Origin of the sequence: Aminobacter sp. MDW-2, from assembly GCF_014250155.1 — a bacterium.
Taxonomy (GTDB): domain Bacteria; phylum Pseudomonadota; class Alphaproteobacteria; order Rhizobiales; family Rhizobiaceae; genus Aminobacter; species Aminobacter ciceronei.
The window spans coordinates 982,952-1,004,244 of sequence record NZ_CP060197.1 but is presented as its reverse complement, the minus strand read 5'-3'; the positions used below and the strand labels follow the sequence as shown (position 1 = coordinate 1,004,244).

At 64.2% G+C, this 21,293-nt stretch carries 18 protein-coding genes (1 of these 18 cut by a window edge); 9 read left to right on the top strand and 9 right to left on the bottom strand.

Translation table 11 applies throughout. The features are described from left to right. Nucleotides 1-283 precede the first annotated feature (283 nt). Genes rpsP through ffh form a run of 3 tightly spaced genes read right to left on the bottom strand, consistent with a single transcriptional unit; the run spans nt 284 to nt 2,654 of the window. Nucleotides 284-676, bottom strand: a complete 393-nt coding sequence (gene rpsP / locus H5P29_RS04850) for a 30S ribosomal protein S16 (RefSeq protein WP_154386255.1) — start codon at nt 674-676, stop codon at nt 284-286. A gap of 59 nt (nt 677-735) precedes the next feature. Further along, the gene (locus H5P29_RS04845) at nt 736-1,062 is read right to left on the bottom strand and encodes a chorismate mutase (RefSeq protein WP_067955860.1); all 327 of its coding nucleotides are present in this window, start codon (nt 1,060-1,062) and stop codon (nt 736-738) included. Nucleotides 1,063-1,070: 8 nt separating this feature from the next. Beyond that, nucleotides 1,071-2,654, bottom strand: coding sequence for a signal recognition particle protein (gene ffh, locus H5P29_RS04840; protein ID WP_154386254.1), 1,584 nt, complete (start codon nt 2,652-2,654; stop codon nt 1,071-1,073). A 393-nt stretch (nt 2,655-3,047) separates the two neighbouring features. Between ffh and H5P29_RS04835 the strand changes: the two genes are divergently transcribed. Next, complete coding sequence (locus H5P29_RS04835; protein ID WP_154386253.1) at nt 3,048-4,748, top strand: bifunctional diguanylate cyclase/phosphodiesterase; 1,701 nt, start codon at nt 3,048-3,050, stop codon at nt 4,746-4,748. Between the two features lie 38 nt (nt 4,749-4,786). Here H5P29_RS04835 and H5P29_RS04830 read toward each other — a convergent pair whose 3' ends face one another. Continuing rightward, nucleotides 4,787-5,398, bottom strand: a complete 612-nt coding sequence (locus tag H5P29_RS04830) for a DUF1236 domain-containing protein (protein ID WP_067955852.1) — start codon at nt 5,396-5,398, stop codon at nt 4,787-4,789. A gap of 110 nt (nt 5,399-5,508) precedes the next feature. Then, nucleotides 5,509-6,762, bottom strand: a complete 1,254-nt coding sequence (locus tag H5P29_RS04825) for an NAD(P)/FAD-dependent oxidoreductase (RefSeq protein ID WP_154386252.1) — start codon at nt 6,760-6,762, stop codon at nt 5,509-5,511. Between the two features lie 168 nt (nt 6,763-6,930). Here H5P29_RS04825 and H5P29_RS04820 point away from each other — a divergent pair, with 168 nt between their 5' ends. Next, nucleotides 6,931-7,749 (top strand): lytic transglycosylase domain-containing protein, encoded by an 819-nt coding sequence (locus H5P29_RS04820; protein ID WP_067955848.1) that lies wholly within the window; start codon nt 6,931-6,933, stop codon nt 7,747-7,749. A gap of 130 nt (nt 7,750-7,879) precedes the next feature. Further along, nucleotides 7,880-8,398 (top strand): hypothetical protein, encoded by a 519-nt coding sequence (locus H5P29_RS04815; protein WP_154386251.1) that lies wholly within the window; start codon nt 7,880-7,882, stop codon nt 8,396-8,398. 130 nt (nt 8,399-8,528) lie between these two features. Here the strand turns inward: H5P29_RS04815 and H5P29_RS04810 are convergent, their stop codons facing one another. Both H5P29_RS04810 and H5P29_RS04805 read right to left on the bottom strand, forming a co-directional pair. Continuing rightward, nucleotides 8,529-9,749 (bottom strand): argininosuccinate synthase, encoded by a 1,221-nt coding sequence (locus H5P29_RS04810; RefSeq protein ID WP_067955844.1) that lies wholly within the window; start codon nt 9,747-9,749, stop codon nt 8,529-8,531. 125 nt (nt 9,750-9,874) lie between these two features. Continuing rightward, nucleotides 9,875-12,178 (bottom strand): Tex family protein, encoded by a 2,304-nt coding sequence (locus tag H5P29_RS04805; RefSeq protein WP_154386250.1) that lies wholly within the window; start codon nt 12,176-12,178, stop codon nt 9,875-9,877. Nucleotides 12,179-12,381: 203 nt separating this feature from the next. Here H5P29_RS04805 and H5P29_RS04800 point away from each other — a divergent pair, with 203 nt between their 5' ends. Continuing rightward, nucleotides 12,382-12,738: a DUF423 domain-containing protein gene (locus H5P29_RS04800; RefSeq protein ID WP_154386249.1), complete on the top strand. Its 357-nt coding sequence runs from the start codon at nt 12,382-12,384 to the stop codon at nt 12,736-12,738. A gap of 3 nt (nt 12,739-12,741) precedes the next feature. Here the strand turns inward: H5P29_RS04800 and H5P29_RS04795 are convergent, their stop codons facing one another. Then, nucleotides 12,742-14,154: a short-chain fatty acyl-CoA regulator family protein gene (locus tag H5P29_RS04795; protein ID WP_154386248.1), complete on the bottom strand. Its 1,413-nt coding sequence runs from the start codon at nt 14,152-14,154 to the stop codon at nt 12,742-12,744. A 167-nt stretch (nt 14,155-14,321) separates the two neighbouring features. Here H5P29_RS04795 and H5P29_RS04790 point away from each other — a divergent pair, with 167 nt between their 5' ends. Genes H5P29_RS04790 through scpA form a run of 5 tightly spaced genes read left to right on the top strand, consistent with a single transcriptional unit; the run spans nt 14,322 to nt 21,052 of the window. After that, complete coding sequence (locus tag H5P29_RS04790) at nt 14,322-14,903, top strand: biotin transporter BioY (protein ID WP_154386247.1); 582 nt, start codon at nt 14,322-14,324, stop codon at nt 14,901-14,903. Continuing rightward, entirely contained in the window at nt 14,903-16,435 is a 1,533-nt protein-coding gene (locus tag H5P29_RS04785; protein WP_067955836.1) for an acyl-CoA carboxylase subunit beta, read from the top strand. The genes H5P29_RS04790 and H5P29_RS04785 overlap by 1 nt, the downstream gene beginning before the upstream one ends. 11 nt (nt 16,436-16,446) lie before the next feature. Next, nucleotides 16,447-18,450, top strand: a complete 2,004-nt coding sequence (locus tag H5P29_RS04780) for an acetyl/propionyl/methylcrotonyl-CoA carboxylase subunit alpha (protein WP_154386246.1) — start codon at nt 16,447-16,449, stop codon at nt 18,448-18,450. Further along, entirely contained in the window at nt 18,447-18,914 is a 468-nt protein-coding gene (locus H5P29_RS04775) for a hypothetical protein (protein ID WP_154386245.1), read from the top strand. The genes H5P29_RS04780 and H5P29_RS04775 overlap by 4 nt, the downstream gene beginning before the upstream one ends. Next, a complete protein-coding gene (gene scpA / locus H5P29_RS04770) occupies nt 18,911-21,052 on the top strand; it encodes a methylmalonyl-CoA mutase (RefSeq protein WP_067955833.1) in 2,142 nt (713 codons plus the stop codon). The genes H5P29_RS04775 and scpA overlap by 4 nt, the downstream gene beginning before the upstream one ends. 52 nt (nt 21,053-21,104) lie before the next feature. Here scpA and H5P29_RS04765 read toward each other — a convergent pair whose 3' ends face one another. Then, nucleotides 21,105-21,293, bottom strand: partial view of a UDP-glucose/GDP-mannose dehydrogenase family protein gene (locus tag H5P29_RS04765; RefSeq protein WP_185910249.1) — the 3' end only. It continues 1,239 nt past the right edge of the window; 189 of the gene's 1,428 nt are visible here — the last part of the coding sequence; its start codon lies off the right edge, out of view; it ends in the stop codon at nt 21,105-21,107.

The following is a 21,293-nucleotide window of genomic DNA, read 5'->3' as shown; positions in this document are numbered from 1 at the left end:
CAGGCACGTCGCATCGATTGTCGGCATGCCGAAGCCCCCCTCGGCCGACAGCGTGGCCTCATGCCTGCGCGGCGTGCCGCGCGCTGTCAGGGGCAAGCTATCCGCTGCCGCCTTACCGCCTGCTTAAGCCGAATGTCACATAAGTGTCATGTACTTAGGGGCAGCAGCGGTGGCGCGGGCGGGGCCAGGTCCCTGTCGCCGAAACGGCTGAAACACGCCCCGAAAAAGCAAAACGGCGGACCTTTCGGCCCGCCGTTGCTTGTTTCGCCGATAAGGCGAAAAATTACTCGGCCGAAGCTTCAGCCGGGGCAGCAGCTGCAGCCGCGATGGCGGCAGCGGCGTCGTCCTGGGCCTTCTTCAGGGCAGCCAGACGCTCCTGGGCCTTCTTGCCCGGCTCACCCTTGGTCGGGTTCGAACGAGCATCGCGCTTCACGATGCCTGCCTCGTCGAGGAAGCGGGCAACGCGGTCGGTCGCCGTGGCGCCGTTCGACAGCCAATGCTTGGCGCGATCGGCGTCGAGCTTCACGCGGTCACCGTCCTTGGGCAGCAGCGGGTTCCAGGCACCGATTGCCTCGATGAAGCGGCCATCGCGCGGGCTGCGGGCGTCGGCAACGACGATGTGGTAGTAGGGGCGCTTCTTCGAGCCGGCGCGGGCCAGGCGGATCTTAAGGGACATTGTCTTACTCCTGAATAGTTCTGTCTTGGGTTGTTCTTGGTCTGCTTTATGTTCCGCCGTCAGGCGGAGGTAGTCTTGTCTGACGCGCCGTTGTGTTCGGCAGCCAGCATTTCGTGGTGACGGATCACCTCGCGGATGATGAAGTTCAGAAACTTCTCCGCGAAATCGGGATCGAGATGGGCGTCGTCGGCCAGGCGGCGCAGGCGCGCGATCTGGGTCTGCTCACGCGCCGGATCGGCCGGCGGCAGGCCGTGGGTGGCCTTGAGCACGCCAACTGACTTGGTGCAGCGGAAGCGCTCGGCCAGCATGTGGATCAAGGCTGCGTCGATGTTGTCGATCGAAGCGCGCAATTCCTGAAGCTGTGCCTGCGGGGTGATGTCGGTCATCGCGCTCCTCACTTCTTCTTGCCAAGGCCGGGCAGGCCGCCACCGAGACCGGGAAGCTTCATGCCGCCGGGCAGGCCGGGAAGGCCACCGCCGCCGAGACCAGGCATGCCGCCCGGAAGACCCTTGAGCCCGCCACCGAGGCCTGCGGCTTCGGCCTGCTTCTGCAGGGCTTCGAGCTGCTTGGGATCCATCTTGGACAGGTCGGGCATGCCGCCGCCAGGCATCATGCCGCCGAGGCCCATCTTGGAAGCCAGGCCGCCCATCATGCCGCGCATGAGGCCGCCGCCTTTGCCCTTGCCGCCCATCGCCTTCATCATGTCGGCCATCTGGCGATGCATCTTGAGCAGCTTGTTGATCTCGGCGGCGTCGGTGCCGGAGCCGGCCGCAATGCGCTTCTTGCGCGAGTGCTTGAGGACGTCGGGATTGGCGCGCTCGGCCTTGGTCATCGACGAGATGATGGCGAGCTGGCGGCCGAACATCTTGTCGTCCAGGCCCGCCGCGGCCATCTGGTCCTTCATCTTGCCCATGCCCGGCATCATGCCCATGATGCCACCCATGCCGCCCATCTTCTGCATCTGGCCAAGCTGGTCGGCGAGGTCGTTCAGGTCGAACTTGCCCGACTGCATCTTCTTGGCCATCGCCGCGGCTTTTTCCGCGTCGATGGTTTCGGCAGCCTTCTCGACCAGCGAAACGATGTCGCCCATGCCGAGGATGCGGTCGGCGATGCGCTTGGGATAGAACTCCTCCAGCGCATCCATCTTTTCGCCGACGCCGATCAGCTTGATCGGCTTGCCGGTGACGGCGCGCATCGACAGCGCAGCACCGCCGCGGCCGTCGCCGTCCATGCGGGTCAGCACCAGGCCGGTGATGCCGACGCGGTCGTCGAAATTCTTGGCGAGGTTGACGGCATCCTGGCCGGTCAGCGAGTCGGCGACGAGCAGGATTTCGTGCGGGTTCGACACCTTGCGGATGTCGGCCATCTCGACCATCAGCGGCTCGTCGATATGGGTGCGGCCGGCCGTGTCGAGGATGACGACGTCGTGGCCGCCGAGCTTGGCCGCCTGAACGGCGCGCTTGGCGATGTCGACCGGCGACTGGCCGGCGATGACGGGAAGGGTCGCGACCTTGGTCTGCTCGCCGAGCTGGCGCAGCTGCTCCTGCGCGGCCGGGCGGCGCGTGTCGAGCGAGGCCATCAGGACCTTCTTGCCCTGGCGCTCGGTGAGGCGCTTGGCGATCTTGGCCGAGGTGGTGGTCTTGCCCGAACCCTGCAGGCCGACCATCATGATGACGACCGGAGCGGGCGCGTTGAGGTCGACGGCTACGCCTTCGGCGCCAAGCATTTCGACAAGTTCGTCATGGACGATCTTGACGACCATCTGCCCGGGTTTGATCGACTTCAGGACGGCGGCGCCGACGGCCTTCTCGCGCACCTTGTCGGTGAACGAGCGGACGACTTCCAGCGCCACGTCGGCTTCGAGCAGGGCACGGCGAACCTCGCGCAGGGCTGCCGAGACATCGGCCTCCGACAGTGCGCCACGGCCGGTCAGGCCGTTAAGGATTGATCCAAGCCGCTCTTGCAGCGATTCAAACATTCGACTTCCCTTCTCTCAGCCAACCGGTGTCGAACCGAGAGGTAATGCCTCTGCGCGCCTGAACCAAACCAAAAAGCACCCGGGGGCGCATTGCGCTGCCGGGTGTTGGCCTCCGGGATCGTTTGGTACCTCTAAGGGTGTCCCGGTCGGCCGCTCGGAGTGGAACTCGTCGCGGAATTTGACGGCTGTAGACAGGAAAATGCCGGGCGAGTCAAGGCAAGGGCCCGAGAACGGCGATTGTTGGCGGATTCTCGGACGAAAATCAGTGGCTGTTAATACTTCCCTGCCATTATATGCGCCATCCGGGGGGATACATGTACTATTTTAGAGTCTTCTACCACCATGTGTGATCATCGGGTTGATCCGCATAAATGTATGGACGGTGGTGACTTCATGACCCCGACCGCAGATGCCTCGCCGCTTGCCGGCTTTGTCGAGAATATCGAATTCGCCCTGGTGGTCATCGATGCCAGCCGCAACATCTCCTTCGTCAACAAGTCGGCCGAGCGCATGTTCGGCTACGACAAGGCCGAACTCGTCGGCGAAACCCTCGATCTGATCATTCCCGCGAGACTACGCGGCGCCCACAATGCCGGCATCGCGCGCGTCGCCGCCGGCACTCCATCCAAGCTGAGCGGCAAGACCGTCGAGGTCTCGGCACTGCGTCGCGACGGCAGCGAATTCCCCATCGAACTGTCGCTGTCGGTCTGGGATGGGCCCAACGGCGTTTCCATGGGCGGCATCATCCGCGACATTTCCGAGCGCAGGCAGCGCGACATGCGCCTGTATCGTCTGGCGCATCAGGACACGCTGACTGGCCTGCCCAACCGCTTGCAGTTCGACATGCAGCTTGAGGATGCACTTGAGAGAGGCGAGGCGACCGGACTTTTGCTTGTCGACCTCGACGGCTTCAAGAAGGTCAACGACACGCTCGGCCACGCCACCGGCGACACGCTTTTGCAGGCGCTTGCCGTGCGCCTGCCCGCAGCGCTCGACGCCAATGCCATGGTGGCGCGGCTAGGCAGCGACGAGTTTGCGGTGCTGTTGCGCGGTATCGACAGGCCGGCGGCGGTCGCTGCCGCCGCCAACAGCCTGCTGCATTCGTTCGAACAGCCCTTCGAGATCGGCGACCACTTTCTCAAGCTCGGCGTCAGCATCGGCGGCGCGGTTGCGCCCCGCGATGGCGGTGACTCGGAAGAGCTGATGGCCAGCGCCGATCTGGCGCTTTACCGCGCACGGCAGCAAGGCGGCAGCTATCGCATATTCGAGCCGGGCATGCGCAACGCCGTGGCCGTACGGCGCGCGCTGCAGGACGAGTTGCTGCGCGCCATCAGGGCCCGGGAATTCGTGCTGCACTACCAGCCGCAGGTCTGTCTGGAGAGCGGCAGGGTGATGGGCGCCGAGGCGCTGCTGCGCTGGAACCACCCGTTACGCGGGCTGCTCGCGCCCGCCGATTTCCTTGCCGTGCTCGAAACGCATTCCGGCGCGCTGACGGTGGGCAACTGGATCCTTGATGAGGCCTGCCGACAGTCGGCCGCGTGGCGGGCTTCAGGCTTTGCCCCCATCACGATGGCCGTCAATCTGTTTGCCGTTCAGGTCAACGCCGGTAACCTGGCCGAAACCGTGACGTCGACGCTGTCGCGTCACGGTCTGCTCGCCGACGCGCTCGAACTCGAGGTCACCGAAACCATCGCGCTCGATTATGAAGAGCGTACTCTGGAGCCGTTCCGCAAACTCGGCAAGGCGGGCGTCGGCCTCGCCTTCGACGATTTCGGCACCGGCCACGCAGCACTCAGCACGATCAAGCGTTTTCCCCTCACGGTGCTCAAGGTCGACCGCAGTTTCATCCGCGATATGCTGCGCGATCCGCAGGACGCGGCAATCGTGCGCGCGGTGCTCGGCATGGCCGGTGACATGGGGCTGTCGGTTATCGCTGAAGGCATCGAGACGCGGGCACAGGAGGCGGCACTCTACGCCATGGGCTGTCGCGTCGGCCAAGGCTATCTCTATTCCAAGGCGCTGCCGGCTGCAGAGTTCGAGCAAATGCTGAAGCGGGCGGAACATGCTTCCGAGACGTCGATCACGCCACTCTAGGACCGGCCGCCGGACAGCTTGCCCGGCGGCCTCCAAGGCTATCGGACCACGTAGACCACGCGCCGCGTCGACGGTTCAACCAGCACCGGCTGGCCGTTCACATTGACATAACGATACTCGTAGTCGGGTATCTCGGTCAGTTCGACCGTATCAGGCAGGCCGGCACCCACCACGACCTCGCCGTCGAGATAGACCGGCTCGACCCGATGGTCGGTCACATAGGTACGAACCGCCCCGGGCGGCTCGATGGCCGGCATCACTTCACCAGCGACGATCGCCCCTGTCGTGCCGTCGATGACAACGTCACCGGCGCCACCGGCAGCCGGCGGATCAACGACAATCACGCCGGAATCGACCGGACGCGCCGAAAGCACGATCTGCTGGCCGCCGAAATCGCCGACGAGATAATCGGAGTAAACCCAGCCATCACCGCCGGAATCGGCGACGCTGCACCATTTGCTGCCTTCAAGGCAGCCGCGAAGCGTAGTGCCCTGTCCGGCACCGATGACGCCGATGACCGGATATTGCGGCCCAGGGCCGGCGCGGACGTTGAGATCGGTCGCAGCCTGCACGGCAACGTCGGCAAATGACGGGCCGGAGAAGGCGAGAAGCGCCCCCGCGATGGCGGGCAACAACAGTTTCGTTTTCATCTTTTCGCTCCGTTTTCCTGGTCCCTCAAGGTGCCGAAACGGAGCCGACAGTCATCGGTTCCTGACGAAATGGCCCGGAACGCTCACGAATTGTAGCAGATTGACGTTCGCTAAGCTGATGTCCTCCAATGTGTCGCCAGTTGCGAAGCGACCTGTCCTGCCACCGCTTCGCCCGACAGCCGGGCCCCACCGCAGGTCTGGATCAGCGGCCCCGCAAGATGCTCGCCGGCAAAGAAGATGCGCTCGCCGAGCGGCTGCATCAGGACCGACCGCGCCTCGGAACGACCGGGACGCGCAGCGGCATAGGCGCCCCTGACATAGCGTTCGCCGCCCCAATTCGTCATCATCGCCCGGCCGACATGCTTGCGCGTGTCGTTGCCGAAGATCTCGCACAGCCGGTCGGTGGCGAAATCGACGCCGGCTGCCTCGCCGGCTGCCGACAGCTCCCAGGCGAAATCGCCGCCGACGAAGCCAACCATCAGGTCGAGATCGAAGGGAAAGCTGAGGAAGTAGATGTCGTGACGCGCGGACCGCTCGACGAGCAGGTCATCGAAGGGTTTGAGACCAAGGCGGCTGCCTTTGATTTCGACGGGCAGCTTGGTCAACATGCCCATCGGCAGGTCGAAAAACGCCGTCATATAGTGTTCCGGCAGCGCGGGCGAAAAGGCGATCTCCTCGAAGGCCAGCACCGCCGGCGATGCCGTCACGATCGCAACCCCGGCACGCAGCACGCCGCGATCGGTGTGGCAGCTGACGCCTGCACCATCCCAGTCGATCCGTCGCACCGGCGTGGCAAGCTCGACCGGAACATCCGCGCCGAAACGCGCGACCAGTGCGCCATACCCTTCCCGGGTGAAGTAATTGGGATCGAGATCGGCGGCATTCCTGAAGTCGGCGATCGAAATCTCGTCTTCGTCGGCGCCGAAATCCATCGGTCCGCAGAAGGTGGCGGCGGCACGCGACGAGCGTCCCTTGGCCAAGAGCGCGCCAAGCCGGTCGTCGGGGTCGGCGTGACTTTCAAGCAAGGCCGCCATGGCGGCATCCGCCTGTTTGACCTCCGCTTCCTCGGCCTCACTCGCCTTACGGTTGCGATAGTAGAGGTGATCAATGTTCATGTCGTGATGATGCATGGTCCAGCCGGCGGCCTCGGCTTCCGGGAAATAGGGGTTGCGATCGGCGGCGTGCAACCAGGCGCAACCGATGTCGAAGGGCACACCGAAGTGTTTGCTGCTGGTCCAGGCACGCCCCCCTATACGATCCATGGCTTCCAGCACTTTGAAGCTAAGTCCTGCGGCACGCAGGACTTTTGCCGCCGAAAGGCCGGCGGAACCGGCGCCGACGATCACAACATCGACATCATCCATGTTTTTTCCCCGCTCTCGCCATATTCACCGCTTGATCCTATGCGAGAATTTTGCCACCTGCCATTGCAGGCAGACGGGGACGTAAACGCCTTCTTAATGCTAAAAAGCGAGCGTTGGGCTGGCAACACCCCTCCCAGGGACATTTGGTTCAGGCATCAGGAGAACGGCATGGCATTGACTGCCAAGGTGAAGACTTTTGCTGCGGCCTCCGCCATGCTGGCGGTTTCGGCAGGCAGCTCAATTGCGGCGGAATGCGGCAACAACGCGGGCGGCTTCGAAGCATGGAAGGCGGCATTTGCCGACCAGGCGGCGGCGAACGGCATCAAGGGCAACGCGCTGAGCGCTCTCGCCAAGACGACCTATGCCACCAAGACGATCTACGCCGACCGCAACCAGAAGAGCTTCAAGCTCTCGCTCGACCAGTTCATGGCCAAGCGCGGCGGCAAGGCGATTGCCTCCAAGGGCAAGACGATCAAGAAGCAGAACGCGGCGCTGTTCCAGAGCATCGAGGCGCGCTATGGCGTGCCGGCCGGCCCGCTGATCGCGATCTGGGGCATGGAGACCGGCTTCGGCGGCTTCATGGGCAACCAACACACGCTGTCGGCGGTCGCCACGCTCGCTTATGACTGCCGCCGTTCGGAATATTTCACCGACCAGCTCTACGCAGCGCTCAAGCTCGTCCAGAGCGGCACGCTGGCGCCCAACGCCATCGGCGCTGCTCATGGCGAAATCGGCCAGACGCAGTTCCTGCCGGTCAACGTGCTGAAATACGGTGCTGACGGCGACGGCAACGGCAAGATTGACATGGTCCGCTCCAAGGCCGACGCGCTGGCCTCGACCGCCAACTTCCTGCGCGGCCACGGCTGGAGCGCAGGCGGCGGCTACCAGCCCGGCCAGGCCAATTTCGGCGCACTGCAGGGCTGGAACGCAGCCAGCGTCTACCAGCAGGCAATCGCCATCATCGGCGCCGAGATCGACGGCAACTGACGCCTGACGACCTGACACAACCCTGTCAGGAGACATTTCCGAGGCACTGGCAAAGCCAGGGCCTCGGACGCAAAATGACAAGAGCCCGGTGGCGACGCCGGGCTTTTTCAATGCGGACGAGGATCTTGTCATGAACAGCCAGAGCGGCCTGCCCGCCGATCTCTCGCGCTTCGGCAATGTCGAAGGCTACAGCCATTACCCAAAGACCGTGACACCGGGGTTGCCGGCACCCGCCGGCGGCGGCCTGCTGAAGTGGTACGACATCGCGGAAGCCGCGACGCCGGTGACACGCGACACCAGTGCGCTGGCACAGCGTTTCCTGGCGGCGGAGACGGCAACCGGGCGACTCAAGCTCAAGGGCGAGCTCGGCTTTGTCATCCTGCACCGCTGCGGCGGCGATTTTCATTTTCTGCTGGTGAGTTCGTGGCGCAATGCCAACGAGATGTGGGAAACGGTCTACGCCAAGACATCGGACGCCCCCGATTTCTCGCTGTTTCCGCTGCCCGGCCCGCACCGCGCCACCTTCTGTGTCTGGGAGCTGGCCGCAGTGAACCACGAGCGGCTGGCCTTCAGCCGGTACCTCTATTCAGCGCGCGACGAGGCGGCCAAGCGGGCGTATCTCGAGGATTATTACGAAGGTGGGGCGTGAGTCTTTCATTCTCCCCGCTTGCGGGGAGAATGTGGCCCAAAAGGCTGAATAAGGGGCAGCGCGTAATTCTGAGAGGCTTGTCTGCCTGCCGGCATCTTCTCCCCGTAGAACGGGGAGAAGAAAAAGCTCGTCATTGCCGGTTACGCGCGGCGAGCGTGCGCAGGCGCAAGGCGTTGAGCTTGATGAAGCCGGCGGCGTCCTTCTGGTCGTAGGCGCCCTGGTCGTCCTCGAAGGTGACCAGCTTGTCGGAATAGAGCGACTTCGCGCTCTCTCGGCCGATGACCATGACATTGCCCTTGTAGAGCTTGAGGGTGACTTCGCCCTCGACGTCCTTCTGGCTGAGGTCGATCGCTGCCTGCAGCATCTGGCGCTCGGGCGAGAACCAGAAGCCGTAATAGATCAGCTCGGCGTAACGCGGCATCAGCTCATCCTTGAGATGCGCGGCACCACGGTCGAGCGTGATCGATTCGATGGCGCGGTGCGCCTGAAGCAGGATCGTGCCGCCCGGGGTCTCGTAGACGCCGCGGCTCTTCATGCCGACGAAGCGGTTCTCGACCAGGTCGAGACGGCCGATGCCGTTGTCGCGGCCGTAGTCGTTGAGCTTGGCCAGCAGCGCCGCCGGTGACAGGCGCTCGCCATTGATCGAGACGGCATCACCCTTTTCGAAGCCGATCTTGATGATGGTTGCCTTGTCAGGCGCAGCCTCGGGCGAAATGGTGCGCATGTGCACATATTCGGGTGCCTCGACGGCCGGATCTTCCAGTACTTTGCCCTCGGAGGACGAGTGCAAAAGGTTGGCATCCACGGAGAAGGGGGCCTCACCCTTCTTGTCCTTGGCGACCGGGATCTGGTGCTTTTCGGCGAAGTCGAGCAGGTCGGTGCGGCTCTTGAACGACCAGTCGCGCCACGGTGCGATGATCTTGATGTCGGGATTGAGCGCATAGGCCGACAGCTCGAAGCGGACCTGATCGTTGCCCTTGCCAGTGGCGCCGTGGGCGATTGCGTCTGCACCGGTCTTCCTGGCGATATCGACGAGGTGCTTGGAGATCAGCGGACGAGCAATCGAAGTGCCGAGCAGGTAAACGCCTTCATAGACGGCATTGGCGCGGAACATCGGGAAAACAAAGTCGCGGACGAATTCTTCGCGCACGTCCTCGATGAAGATCTCCTTGATGCCCAGCATCTCGGCCTTCTTGCGCGCCGGCTCGAGCTCCTCGCCCTGGCCGAGATCGGCAGTGAAGGTGACGACCTCGGCGTTGAGCTCGGTCTGCAGCCACTTCAGGATGATGGAGGTGTCGAGACCGCCGGAATAGGCGAGCACGACCTTCTTGACGTCTTTCCACTTGGACATTTGAGCACGGCACCTTTTGCAAGCGGCCGGCTGGGGCCGCGTTTCCCGGGCTTTCTAAGCAGGAACGGGCAAGCGGGCAAGGGCGATCATGCCGCTGCGATAGCAGCGTGATCGCCCAGGCTTGCTCACTTGCGCTTCATCGCCTCGAGCAGGGCCGCGCCGAACGCACCTTGCTGGTCCGCCTTGTTTGGCTGCGGCTTCGATGACGCGAACTTCATGTCGCGGCTCTTGGCGGGAGCGGCCGAGCGGGGCGCCGGCTCGCCGCCATCCTTGCGCATGGTAAGCCCGATGCGCTTGCGCGCAATGTCGACCTCGACGACGCGGACTTTCACCACGTCGCCGGCCTTCACCACCTCATGTGGGTCCTTCACGAACTTGTCGGCCAGCTGCGAGACATGGACGAGGCCGTCCTGATGCACGCCAATGTCAACGAAGGCGCCGAAAGCGGCGACGTTAGTGACGGTACCTTCGAGCAGCATGCCGGGCTTGAGATCCTTGATGTCGTCGACGCCGTCGGCGAAGGTCGCGGTCTTGAAGCCCGGACGCGGGTCGCGACCCGGTTTTTCCAGCTCGGCGATGATGTCGCGCACCGTCGGCAGGCCGAAACGTTCGTCGACGAAGGCGCGCGGATCGATCGCCTTAAGCGCTGCACTGTCACCCATCAGCTGGCGCAGGTCACGGCCGCAGGACGCCACGATCTTCTTGGCGACGCCATAGGCTTCAGGATGGACGGACGAAGCATCGAGCGGCTCCTTGCCGTCACGGATGCGCAGGAAGCCGGCGCATTGTTCGAAGGCGCGCTGGCCAAGGCGGGGAACCGACAACAGGTCGCGACGTGTGGCGAAGGCGCCCGAGGCGTCACGGTAGGCGACGATCGACTCGGCCAGCGACGGCCCGAGACCGGAGACACGAGCGAGCAGGGGGGCAGAGGCGGTGTTGAGGTCGACACCGACGGCGTTCACCGCATCCTCGACCACCGCTTCGAGCGAACGTCCGAGGCGATACTGGTCGACGTCGTGCTGGTACTGACCGACGCCGATCGACTTGGGCTCGATCTTGACCAGCTCGGCGAGCGGATCCTGCAGACGGCGCGCAATCGATACGGCACCACGCAGCGACACGTCGAGATTGGGGAACTCGGCCGCGGCCGTAGCGGAGGCCGAATAGACCGAGGCGCCGGCCTCGCTGACAATGACCTTTGTCGGCTTGGGTGCCGGCATGTCAGTCAGCATGTCGGCGACGAGGCGCTCGGTTTCGCGGCTGCCGGTGCCGTTGCCGATGGCGATCAGCTCGACCTTGTGGCGGATGATAAGCCGGGCCAGTTCAGCCTGGGTTCCACGCACGTCGTTCTTCGGCGGGAAGGGGTAGACCGTGGTGGTGTCGAGCACCTTGCCGGTGGCGTCGATGACCGCAACCTTGACCCCGGTGCGGATGCCCGGATCGAGGCCCATGGTGGCGCGCGAGCCGGCAGGGGCGGCGAGCAACAGGTCCTTGAGGTTGCGCGAGAACACGCGGATCGCCTCTTCCTCGGCCGCCTCGCGCAGGTCGCGCATCAGGTCGAGCGACAGCGAAAGCGACAGTTTCACGCGCCAGGTCCAGCCGGCGACCTGCATCAGCCACTGGTCGCCGGGCAGGGTCGATCCAATCTGGTAGGCGGCGGCGATCATGCGCTCGACCGGCTTGACCGGCGAGGTGTCGTCGGCATCGATCTCGAGGTCGAGCGTCAGCACGTCCTCGTTGCGGCCGCGCAGCATGGCGAGCGCCCGGTGGCTCGGCACGGAGGCCCAGCGCTCGGAATGGTCGAAATAATCGGAGAACTTGGCGCCGGCGTCCTGCTTGCCGTCGACGACGCGGGCACGCATGACGGCGCGTTCCTTCATGTGGGTGCGCAGGCGGCCGAGGAGATCGGCGTTTTCCGAAATGCCCTCGGCGACGATGTCGCGCGCGCCTTCCAGCGCCGCCTTCACATCGGCCACTTCGCCGACGACGTAAGGCACGGCGAGCTCAGCGGGCACTTTCGAACGGTCGGCGAGGATGGCTTCTGCCAGCGGTCCAAGCCCGCGCTCCCTGGCGATTTCCGCTTTGGTGCGGCGCTTGGGCTTGTAAGGCAGGTAGATGTCTTCGAGCTCGGCCTTGGTGGTGACGGTGGCGATGCGGATCGCCAGCTCGTCGGTCATCTTGCCCTGGCTGGTGATGGATTCGACGATGGCAGTGCGGCGCGCCTCGAGTTCGCGCAGATAGGCGAGGCGTTCGGAGAGATCGCGCAGCTGGGTGTCGTCGAGGCCGCCGGTGACTTCCTTGCGGTAGCGGGCGACGAAGGGAACGGTCGCACCCTCGTCGAGCAGCCCGACGGCAGCTATGACCTGCTCGGCCTTCGCATTGATCTCGGCTGCAATGATCGCAGCGATTTTCCTGATGTCGCCAGCCATGGAATCCTGGTGCCTGTTGTACGGGTGCGCGAACATAGTGACTGCCGGGCGGAACGCCAAACGACCATTTTCCCGCGCCGTCTCAAGCTCCACAGAAAAGCGGCAGGGCTGCGGCAATCGGCGCGGCAAACGGATGGAATTTTGGCAGGCATCTTCGCAGCTTCCGCGTATCTTCCCGGGAAAGCGCCCTCAGGAGCAAATCAATGAAATTCGACCGGTTTCTGTTTGTCGCAGCGGCGCTGTGCGGCGCAGCCGGCGTGGCGCTGTCGGCGGCGGCCAGCCATGGCGGCAGCGCAAATGTCGCCACTGCGGCTAATTTTCTGCTGTTTCATGCGCCTGTACTGATCGCTCTGTCGCTGATGGCAGCCCACAGCCGCACCCTGCACGTCGGAGCAGCCATTCTACTCCTGTCAGTGTTGCTGTTCTCAGGCGATCTCCTGGCGCGCGACTATCTGGGCCAACGCCTGTTTCCCTTCGCCGCCCCCTTGGGCGGCACCGGCATGATCCTGGGCTGGCTGACGCTGGCGGTTGGCGGGCTGACGGTCCGCCAAGACGGCTGATCCTCAGCCGATTCGATAGGGAAGGGGGTGACGGACGTCCTTGTCGATTACCAGCCGGCGCTTGAGCGGCGGCACGGCGCGCTGGAGGCAGTTGGTGCGCTCGCAGATGCGGCATGAAATGCCGATCGGATCGAAGGCGGTTCTGCTACCCAGCTCCAACCCGTCGGCATAGACAAAATCCTGCGCGTAAGTGACCTCGCAGCCAAGCGCGATGGAATAGCGCCGGTGCGGCGCGTTGAAGCCGCCGCCGCCCTTGGAGATTTCCGTGGCGATGCAGAGATATCGCGCGCCGTCGGGCGTCTCGGCCAGCTGGCGGATGATCCGGCCCGGCGTCTCGAAGGCCTGGTGCACGTTCCACAGCGGACAGGCCGCGCCGAAACGAGCGAACTGCAGCTTGGCGGCACTGTGGCGCTTGGTGATGTTGCCGGCGCGGTCGATGCGGGCAAAGAAGATCGGCACGCCCTTGTGCCCCGGCCGCTGCAGCGTACTGAGGCGGTGGGCCACCTGCTCGATCGAGGCGCCGAAATGCGCGGCCATCAGCTCGAGGTCGTGGCGCAGCTCCGCCGCCGCGCGCATGAAGGCCTGATAGGGGAGGGTCAGCGCGCCGGCGAAATAATTGCGCAGCCCCATCTTGCAGATTTCCTGCGCCTCGCTGGTACGGAATTCGGCCGAACGAGCGATCTGTGCCACCTCGGCCTCCATCTCCATCTCGGCGATCTGGAAGGCGATCTGGAAGCTGCGGGTGGCCAGAGGCGAGTAGGGGTTGAGGAACAGCACCCCCGACTTGGCGTCGAAGCGCCTCAGCGCATCGTCGTCGGCATCGGCGCGGGCGATGCGGACGCCGTGCCGGCTGTCCAGATGCCCCGCCATCGCCGCATAACTGTCGCGCTCGCCGATGCCGAGCTCCCCGGCCAGCCGCTCGGCCGCCACGTCGAGCGCGTGGATGTAATTGTCGACGAAATGGAAGAAGTCGCGCACTTCCTCATAGGGCGTCGGCTCGGAGGCCGATGTGCCGCGCCCCAGTGTGTCGTCAAGGCTCGCCAGCTGCTCGGAATTGCGGCGATAGGCTTGATGGGCCGAGATCAGCGCCCGGGCGAAGCCCGGCGCGTTCTGCGTCATCAGCTTCAGTTCCTGCAGGTTGGGCGCGTAGTTCTCAAAGATCGGATCGGACAGTGCCTCCGTCAGCGCCGACAGCAGCCGGTCATTGTCGCCCTGCGAAATCTCCGAGATGTCGATCTGGAATTTTTCGGCGAGCGCGAGCAGCACCGAGGCGGAAACCGGACGCTGGTTGTTCTCGATCTGGTTGAGATAGCTGGTCGAGATGCCGATGCGCTCGGCGAAGCTCGCCTGCGTCGCCTTGTTGGCCTCGCGCAGCTCGCGCACCTTGCGGCCGATATAGAGTTTGCGGGTCGCCATGTTTGCAAATTCGCAATTTACATTTCTCGAATTTGTATATTACGCTTTTGCACACTTTCAACTGTTTTCCTGCGCGCGCCATGGGGCTATTGCGCCAACTTCGCTGCTTGCCGCTGACGCGGCGAGAGGCCATTGTTTTTCAACCTCGTAGCGCGGGAGAAAGCCCCATGACGCTCTACCAGACCGTTGCCGACAGGCGGACCAGCCGGCTCAGCACAATGGACATCGTGGCCGTCGTCGCGGGCTCGTTGCTTTTGACCGCCTCCGCCAAGATCCAGGTGCCGTTCTACCCCGTTCCCATGACCATGCAGACGCTTGTCGTCATCGGCCTCGGCCTGGCGCTCGGCCCGGTACGTGGCACTGCTGCCGTTGCTCTCTATCTCGCGCAGGGCGCTCTTGGCCTGCCGGTCTTTGCCGGCACGCCCGAAAAGGGCATCGGCCTCGCCTACATGACGGGCCCGACCGGCGGTTATCTCGCCGGCTACCTGCCTGCCGCAGTACTCGCCGGCTGGCTCGCCGAGCGCGGCTGGGACCGCAACGCTGCCACCGCCATGCTGGCCGCACTGCTTGCCGGAGCCGTCATCTATGTGCCCGGCCTGCTCTGGCTCGGCAATGTCGTCGGCTGGGACAAGCCTGTGCTGGCCTTCGGCCTCTACCCCTTCATATCAGGCGACGTCATGAAGGCCGTGCTTGCCGCGATCGCCTTCCCCGCCGCCTGGAAATGGCTTTCTCACAAGGGCATGAACTGATGCGCGCCGTACTCGAACAACTGGAAGCCCGCCGCGCCGAGGCCCGCCTCGGCGGCGGCCAGAAGCGCATCGATGCCCAGCATGCCAAGGGCAAGCTGACGGCGCGCGAACGCATCGACGTGCTGCTCGATGAAGGCTCCTTCGAAGAGTTCGACATGTATGTCACCCACCGCACCACCGATTTCGGCATGGCCGAGCAGAAGGTGGCGGGTGACGGCGTCGTTACCGGCTGGGGCACCATCAACGGTCGCCTGGTCTATGTCTTCAGCCAGGACTTCACCGTGCTCGGCGGCTCGCTGTCGGAGACGCACGCGCAGAAAATCTGCAAGATCATGGACATGGCGATGCGCAACGGCGCGCCCGTCATCGGCCTGAACGACTCCGGCGGCGCCCGCATCCAGGAAGGCGTCGCTTCGCTCGCCGGCTATGCCGACGTATTCAAGCGCAATGTCGATGCCTCCGGCGTCGTGCCGCAGATCTCGGTCATCATGGGGCCCTGCGCCGGCGGCGCAGTCTATTCGCCGGCCATGACCGACTTCATCTTCATGGTGCGTGACTCGTCCTACATGTTCGTTACCGGCCCGGACGTGGTGAAGACGGTCACCAACGAGATAGTCACGGCAGAAGAACTCGGCGGCGCCCGCACGCACACCGCGAAGTCCTCGGTTGCCGACGGCGCCTACGAAAACGACATCGAGGCGCTGGAGCAGGTCCGCCTGCTGTTCGACTTCCTGCCGCTCAACAACCGCGAGAAGCCGCCGGTACGGCCGTTCCACGACGACCCGAGCCGGCTGGAGATGCGGCTCGACACGCTGATCCCCGACAGCGCGACCAAACCCTACGACATGAAGGAGCTGATCCTGGCGATCGCCGACGAGGGCGATTTCTTCGAAATCCAGGAAGCCTTCGCCAAGAACATCATCACCGGCTTCATGCGCATCGAGGGCCAGAGCGTCGGCGTGGTCGCCAACCAGCCGATGGTGCTGGCCGGCTGTCTCGACATCGATTCATCGCGCAAGGCTGCGCGTTTCGTCCGTTTCTGCGATGCCTTCTCGATCCCGATCCTGACCTTGGTCGACGTGCCGGGCTTCCTGCCTGGTACCGCCCAGGAATATGGCGGCGTCATCAAGCATGGCGCCAAGCTACTCTTCGCCTACAGCCAGGCCACCGTGCCGATGGTGACGCTGATCACCCGAAAAGCCTATGGCGGCGCCTATGACGTCATGGCCTCCAAGCATATCGGCGCCGACATCAACTATGCCTGGCCGACGGCGGAGATCGCCGTGATGGGTGCCAAGGGCGCGACCGAGATCCTCTATCGCTCCGAACTGGGCGACGCCGGCAAGATCGCCGAGCGCACCAAGGAGTACGAGACCAACTTCGCCAACCCGTTCAAGGCAGCCGAGCGCGGCTTCATCGACGAGGTGATCATGCCGCACTCGTCGCGCCGCCGCATCGCCCGCGCTTTCGCCGCCCTGCGCGGCAAGAAGCTCGATGCGCCGTGGAAGAAGCACGACACGATACCGCTGTGAGCAGGACAAACATGTTCAAGAAAATCCTCATCGCCAATCGTGGCGAGATCGCCTGCCGGGTCATCAAGACGGCCCAGAAGCTTGGTATCGCAACGGTCGCGGTCTATTCCGACGCCGACCGCGAGGCCTTGCATGTGAAGATGGCCGACGAGGCCGTCCATATCGGACCGGCACCATCGAACCAGTCCTACATCGTCATCCAGAAGATCATCGACGCGATCAGGCAAACCGGCGCCGATGCGGTGCATCCCGGCTACGGCTTCCTGTCGGAGAACCCGAATTTCGCCGAGGCGCTGAAGGGCGAGGGCGTCGCCTTCATCGGTCCGCCGCCGGTTGCCATCGAAGCGATGGGCGACAAGATCACCTCGAAGAAGATCGCGGCCTCCGCCGGCGTCAACACCGTGCCCGGCCATATGGGCCTGATCGAGGATGCCGAGGAGGCGGTCAAGATCGCCAATTCGATCGGTTATCCCGTCATGATCAAGGCCTCCGCCGGCGGCGGCGGCAAGGGCATGCGCATTGCCTGGAACGACGCCGAGGCGCGCGAGGGTTTCCAGTCGTCCAGGAACGAGGCCAAGTCCTCCTTCGGCGACGACCGCATCTTCATCGAAAAATTCGTTACCCAGCCGCGTCACATCGAGATCCAGGTCCTGGGCGACCAGCACGGCAACCTTGTCTATCTCGGTGAGCGCGAATGTTCGATCCAGCGCCGCAACCAGAAGGTCATCGAGGAGGCGCCGTCGCCCTTCCTCGACGCCGCCACCCGCAAGGCAATGGGCGAACAGGCCGTGGCGCTCGGCAAGGCCGTCGGCTACTTCTCGGCCGGCACGGTCGAGTTCATCGTCGACGGCAACAGGAACTTCTACTTCCTCGAGATGAACACCCGCTTGCAGGTCGAGCACCCGGTGACGGAATTGATCACCGGCATCGACCTGGTCGAGGAGATGATCCGCGTCGCCGCCGGCGAGAAGCTTCGCTTTGCGCAAGCCGACGTGAAGCTTAACGGCTGGGCCGTCGAAAGCCGCCTCTATGCCGAGGATCCCTACCGCAACTTCCTGCCGTCGATCGGCCGGCTGACCCGCTACCGCCCGCCGGTCGAGGGCAAGCGCGACGACGGCACCATCGTCCGCAACGATACCGGCGTCTTCGAGGGCGGCGAAATCTCGATGTATTATGATCCGATGATCGCCAAGCTCTGCACCTGGGCGCCGGATCGCCTGATGGCGGTCGAGGCGATGAGCCGGGCGCTGGACGATTTCGAAGTCGAAGGCATCGGCCACAATCTGCCGTTCCTCTCGGCGGTCATGGACCAGGAGCGGTTCCGCTCCGGCGCGCTGACCACCGCCTACATCGCCGAGGAGTTCCCCGACGGCTTTGCCGGCGTGGCACCCTCCGAGTCCGATGCCCGCAAGCTTGCCGCGGTGGCGGCACTTATCAACCAGTCCGTCCAGCGTCGCGGCACCCAGATCTCTGGCTCGCTCGCCAACCACCAGCGTCCCGTCGGCGCCGACTGGGTGGTCACCCTTGCCGGCTTCACCCTGCCGCTCCATGTCAGGGACGGAGCCGACGGCATGATGGTCGAATTCGACGACGGCACCACACTTGCGGTGTCGAGCGACTGGCTGCCAGGCCACCCGCACGCCAACTTTGCCGTCGATGGCACGTCCATCGGCGTGAAGGTGTCGCGGTCGGGCACAGGCTGGCGCCTGCGCTGGCGCGGCATGGACGTGGTGACCCATGTGCGCAGCCCGCGCGTCGCCCAGTTGGCCAGGCTGATGCCGGTCAAGCTGCCGCCGGATACCTCGAAGATGCTGCTCTGCCCGATGCCGGGCGTGGTGACGTCGATCCTCGTCAAGCAAGGCGACACCGTCGAGGCCGGCCAGTCGCTGGCAACCGTCGAGGCGATGAAAATGGAAAACGTGCTGCGCGCCGAGCGCAAGGGCACGGTCAAGCGCGTGGCGGCGACAGCGGGCGAAAGCCTCGCAGTCGACGAGCTGATCATGGAGTTCGAGTGACCAGAGAGAGTATCCGGGAAGACGCGAAGACCGCCGCCTGCCTTTTCGGCGGCCTCTTTGGCGCAATCCTGTCTCAGACAGCCTACGTTGCGAGCTGGGGTCTCCATACGCCCGGCCTCCAGTTGCTGGTCGGTGTGCAAACACCTGGCGGCGCGCCATATGTCATCCATCTTTTCAATGCGATGGTATGGGGTATCTGGGCGGCTGCCGGTTTCTCGATTGTCACGAAACTTGTCTATGGCTACGTCAGTATCCGCAGGATCGCTCTGCTCTGCCTCGCCGGCGAGATATTCATCGCGACCGGCGGTTGGCTCGTTGATACGGGGACACTCTCCTTCAACGCGCACACCAATACGATTCTCCTGATCTATCTGCTGGCGGGTTTTCTGGTTGTGCGGGACTGGGCCGCTGGCCCGCGCAACAAGATGGCGCTCGCCGAGTTGCCGAATGGAAGCAGCACATGACCGACAAACCAACAATCGATTCCTGGAAAAAACTCGCCGAGCGCGAGATCAAGGCATCGCCCGACACGCTGACCTGGAACACGCCTGAGGGCATCGAGGTCAAGCCGCTCTACACGGCGGATGATCTCCAAGGCATCGGCCATCTCGGCACGCTGCCGGGCATCGCGCCGTTCCTGCGCGGTCCACGCGCCACCATGTACACCGGCCGCCCCTGGACGATCCGGCAATATGCCGGCTTCTCCACGGCGGAGGCTTCCAACAACTTCTACCGCAAGGCGCTCGCCGCCGGCCAGCAGGGCGTGTCGGTCGCCTTCGACCTCGCCACCCATCGCGGTTATGACTCGGACCATCCGCGCGTCGAAGGTGACGTCGGCAAGGCCGGCGTGGCAATCGATTCCGTCGAGGACATGAAGATCCTGTTCGACGGCATCCCGCTCGAGCAGATCTCGGTGTCGATGACCATGAACGGCGCTGTCATCCCGATCCTCGCCAATTTCATCGTCGCGGGCGAGGAACAGGGCGTGTCGCGCGAGAAGCTGTCGGGGACCATCCAGAACGACATCCTCAAGGAGTTCATGGTCCGCAACACCTACATCTACCCGCCCGAACCCTCGATGCGCATAGTTGCCGACATCATCGAGTACACGGCCAGAGAGATGCCGAAGTTCAACTCGATCTCGATCTCCGGCTACCACATGCAGGAGGCCGGTTCGACGCTGGTGCAGGAACTTGCCTTCACCCTGGCCGATGGGCGCGAATATGTTCGTGCGGCGCTGAAGAAGGGGCTCAATGTCGACGACTTCGCCGGCCGGCTGTCCTTCTTCTTCGCCATCGGCATGAACTTCTTCATGGAGGCGGCAAAGCTGCGGGCGGCGCGCTTGCTGTGGTCGCGCATCATGACCGAGTTCGAGCCGAAGAAGGCCTCGTCGCTGATGCTGCGCACGCACTGCCAGACCTCCGGCGTGTCGCTGCAGGAGCAGGATCCCTACAACAACATCGTCCGCACCGCCTTCGAGGCGATGTCGGCGGCCCTCGGCGGCACGCAGTCGCTGCACACCAACTCCTTCGACGAGGCGATAGCACTTCCAACCGAGTTTTCGGCCCGTATCGCCCGCAACACCCAGTTGATCCTGCAGCATGAGACCGGCGTGACCAAGGTCGTCGACCCACTCGCCGGCTCCTATTATGTCGAGGCCCTGACCAACGACCTCGCTGAGAAGGCCTGGGCGCTGATCGAGGAGGTCGAGGCGATGGGCGGCATGACCAAGGCTGTCGCGAGCGGATTGCCCAAGCGGATGATCGAGGAGGCGGCGACCCGGCGCCAGGCCGCCGTCGACAAAGGTGACGAGGTCATCGTTGGCGTCAACAAGTACCGCCTCGAGCAGGAAGATCATCTCGATATCCTTGAGATCGACAATTCCGCCGTGCGCCTGTCGCAGATCGCCCGTATCGAGCGCACCCGCCGCCAGCGCGACCCGAAGCGCGTCGCCGAAACGATTGCCGCGCTGGAACAGGTCGCTCGCTCAGGTGAAGGCAACATCCTTGCCGCGGCCGTCGACGCGTCCCGCGCCCGTGCCACGGTCGGCGAGATTTCCGATGCCATGCGCCGCGCCTTTGGCGACCATGCGGCGGTGCCGGAAGTGGTCGAAAACGTCTATGGCAAGGCCTATGACGACGAGCCGGAATTCCAGACGTTGGTGTCGCGGCTCGAACAGTTTGCCGGCTCACTGGGTGAAAAGCCGCGTGTCATGGTGGCCAAGCTCGGCCAGGATGGCCACGATCGCGGTGCCAAGATTATCGCCTCGGCCTTTGGCGACATCGGTTTCGAGGTCATTGCCGGGCCGCTGTTTCAGACGCCGGGCGAAGCCGCAGACACGGCGATCGCCTCCAGGGTCCACGTCGTCGGCATGTCGTCGCTGGCGGCCGGCCACAAGACGCTTGCCCCACAGCTTGTCCAGGCTCTCAAGGCCAAGGGCGCTGCGGATATCATCGTGGTGGTCGGCGGCGTCATTCCGCGGCAGGATTATCAGTACCTGCTTGACCATGGCGTGTCGGCGGTCTTCGGACCCGGCACCAATGTGCTCGACGCCGCCCGCGCGGTGCTCGACCTGATGGAAGGCAAGCGCCGCAACCAGTGAGCGCCGCATCAGACAAAAGAGCCCGCTCGCGCGGGCCCTTTCTTTGCCGGTGTTATGACGCCTTGCGGCCGATGGAGACGTATTGGATGCCGTGGCGGGCGACGACTGCCGGGTCATAGAGGTTGCGGCCGTCGAAGATGACGGCGGTCTTGAGCTGGTCGCGGATCAGCTCGAAGGACGGCGCCCTAAAATTCTTCCACTCGGTGGCGATCAAGAGTGCATCGGCGCCGCGCAACGCCGC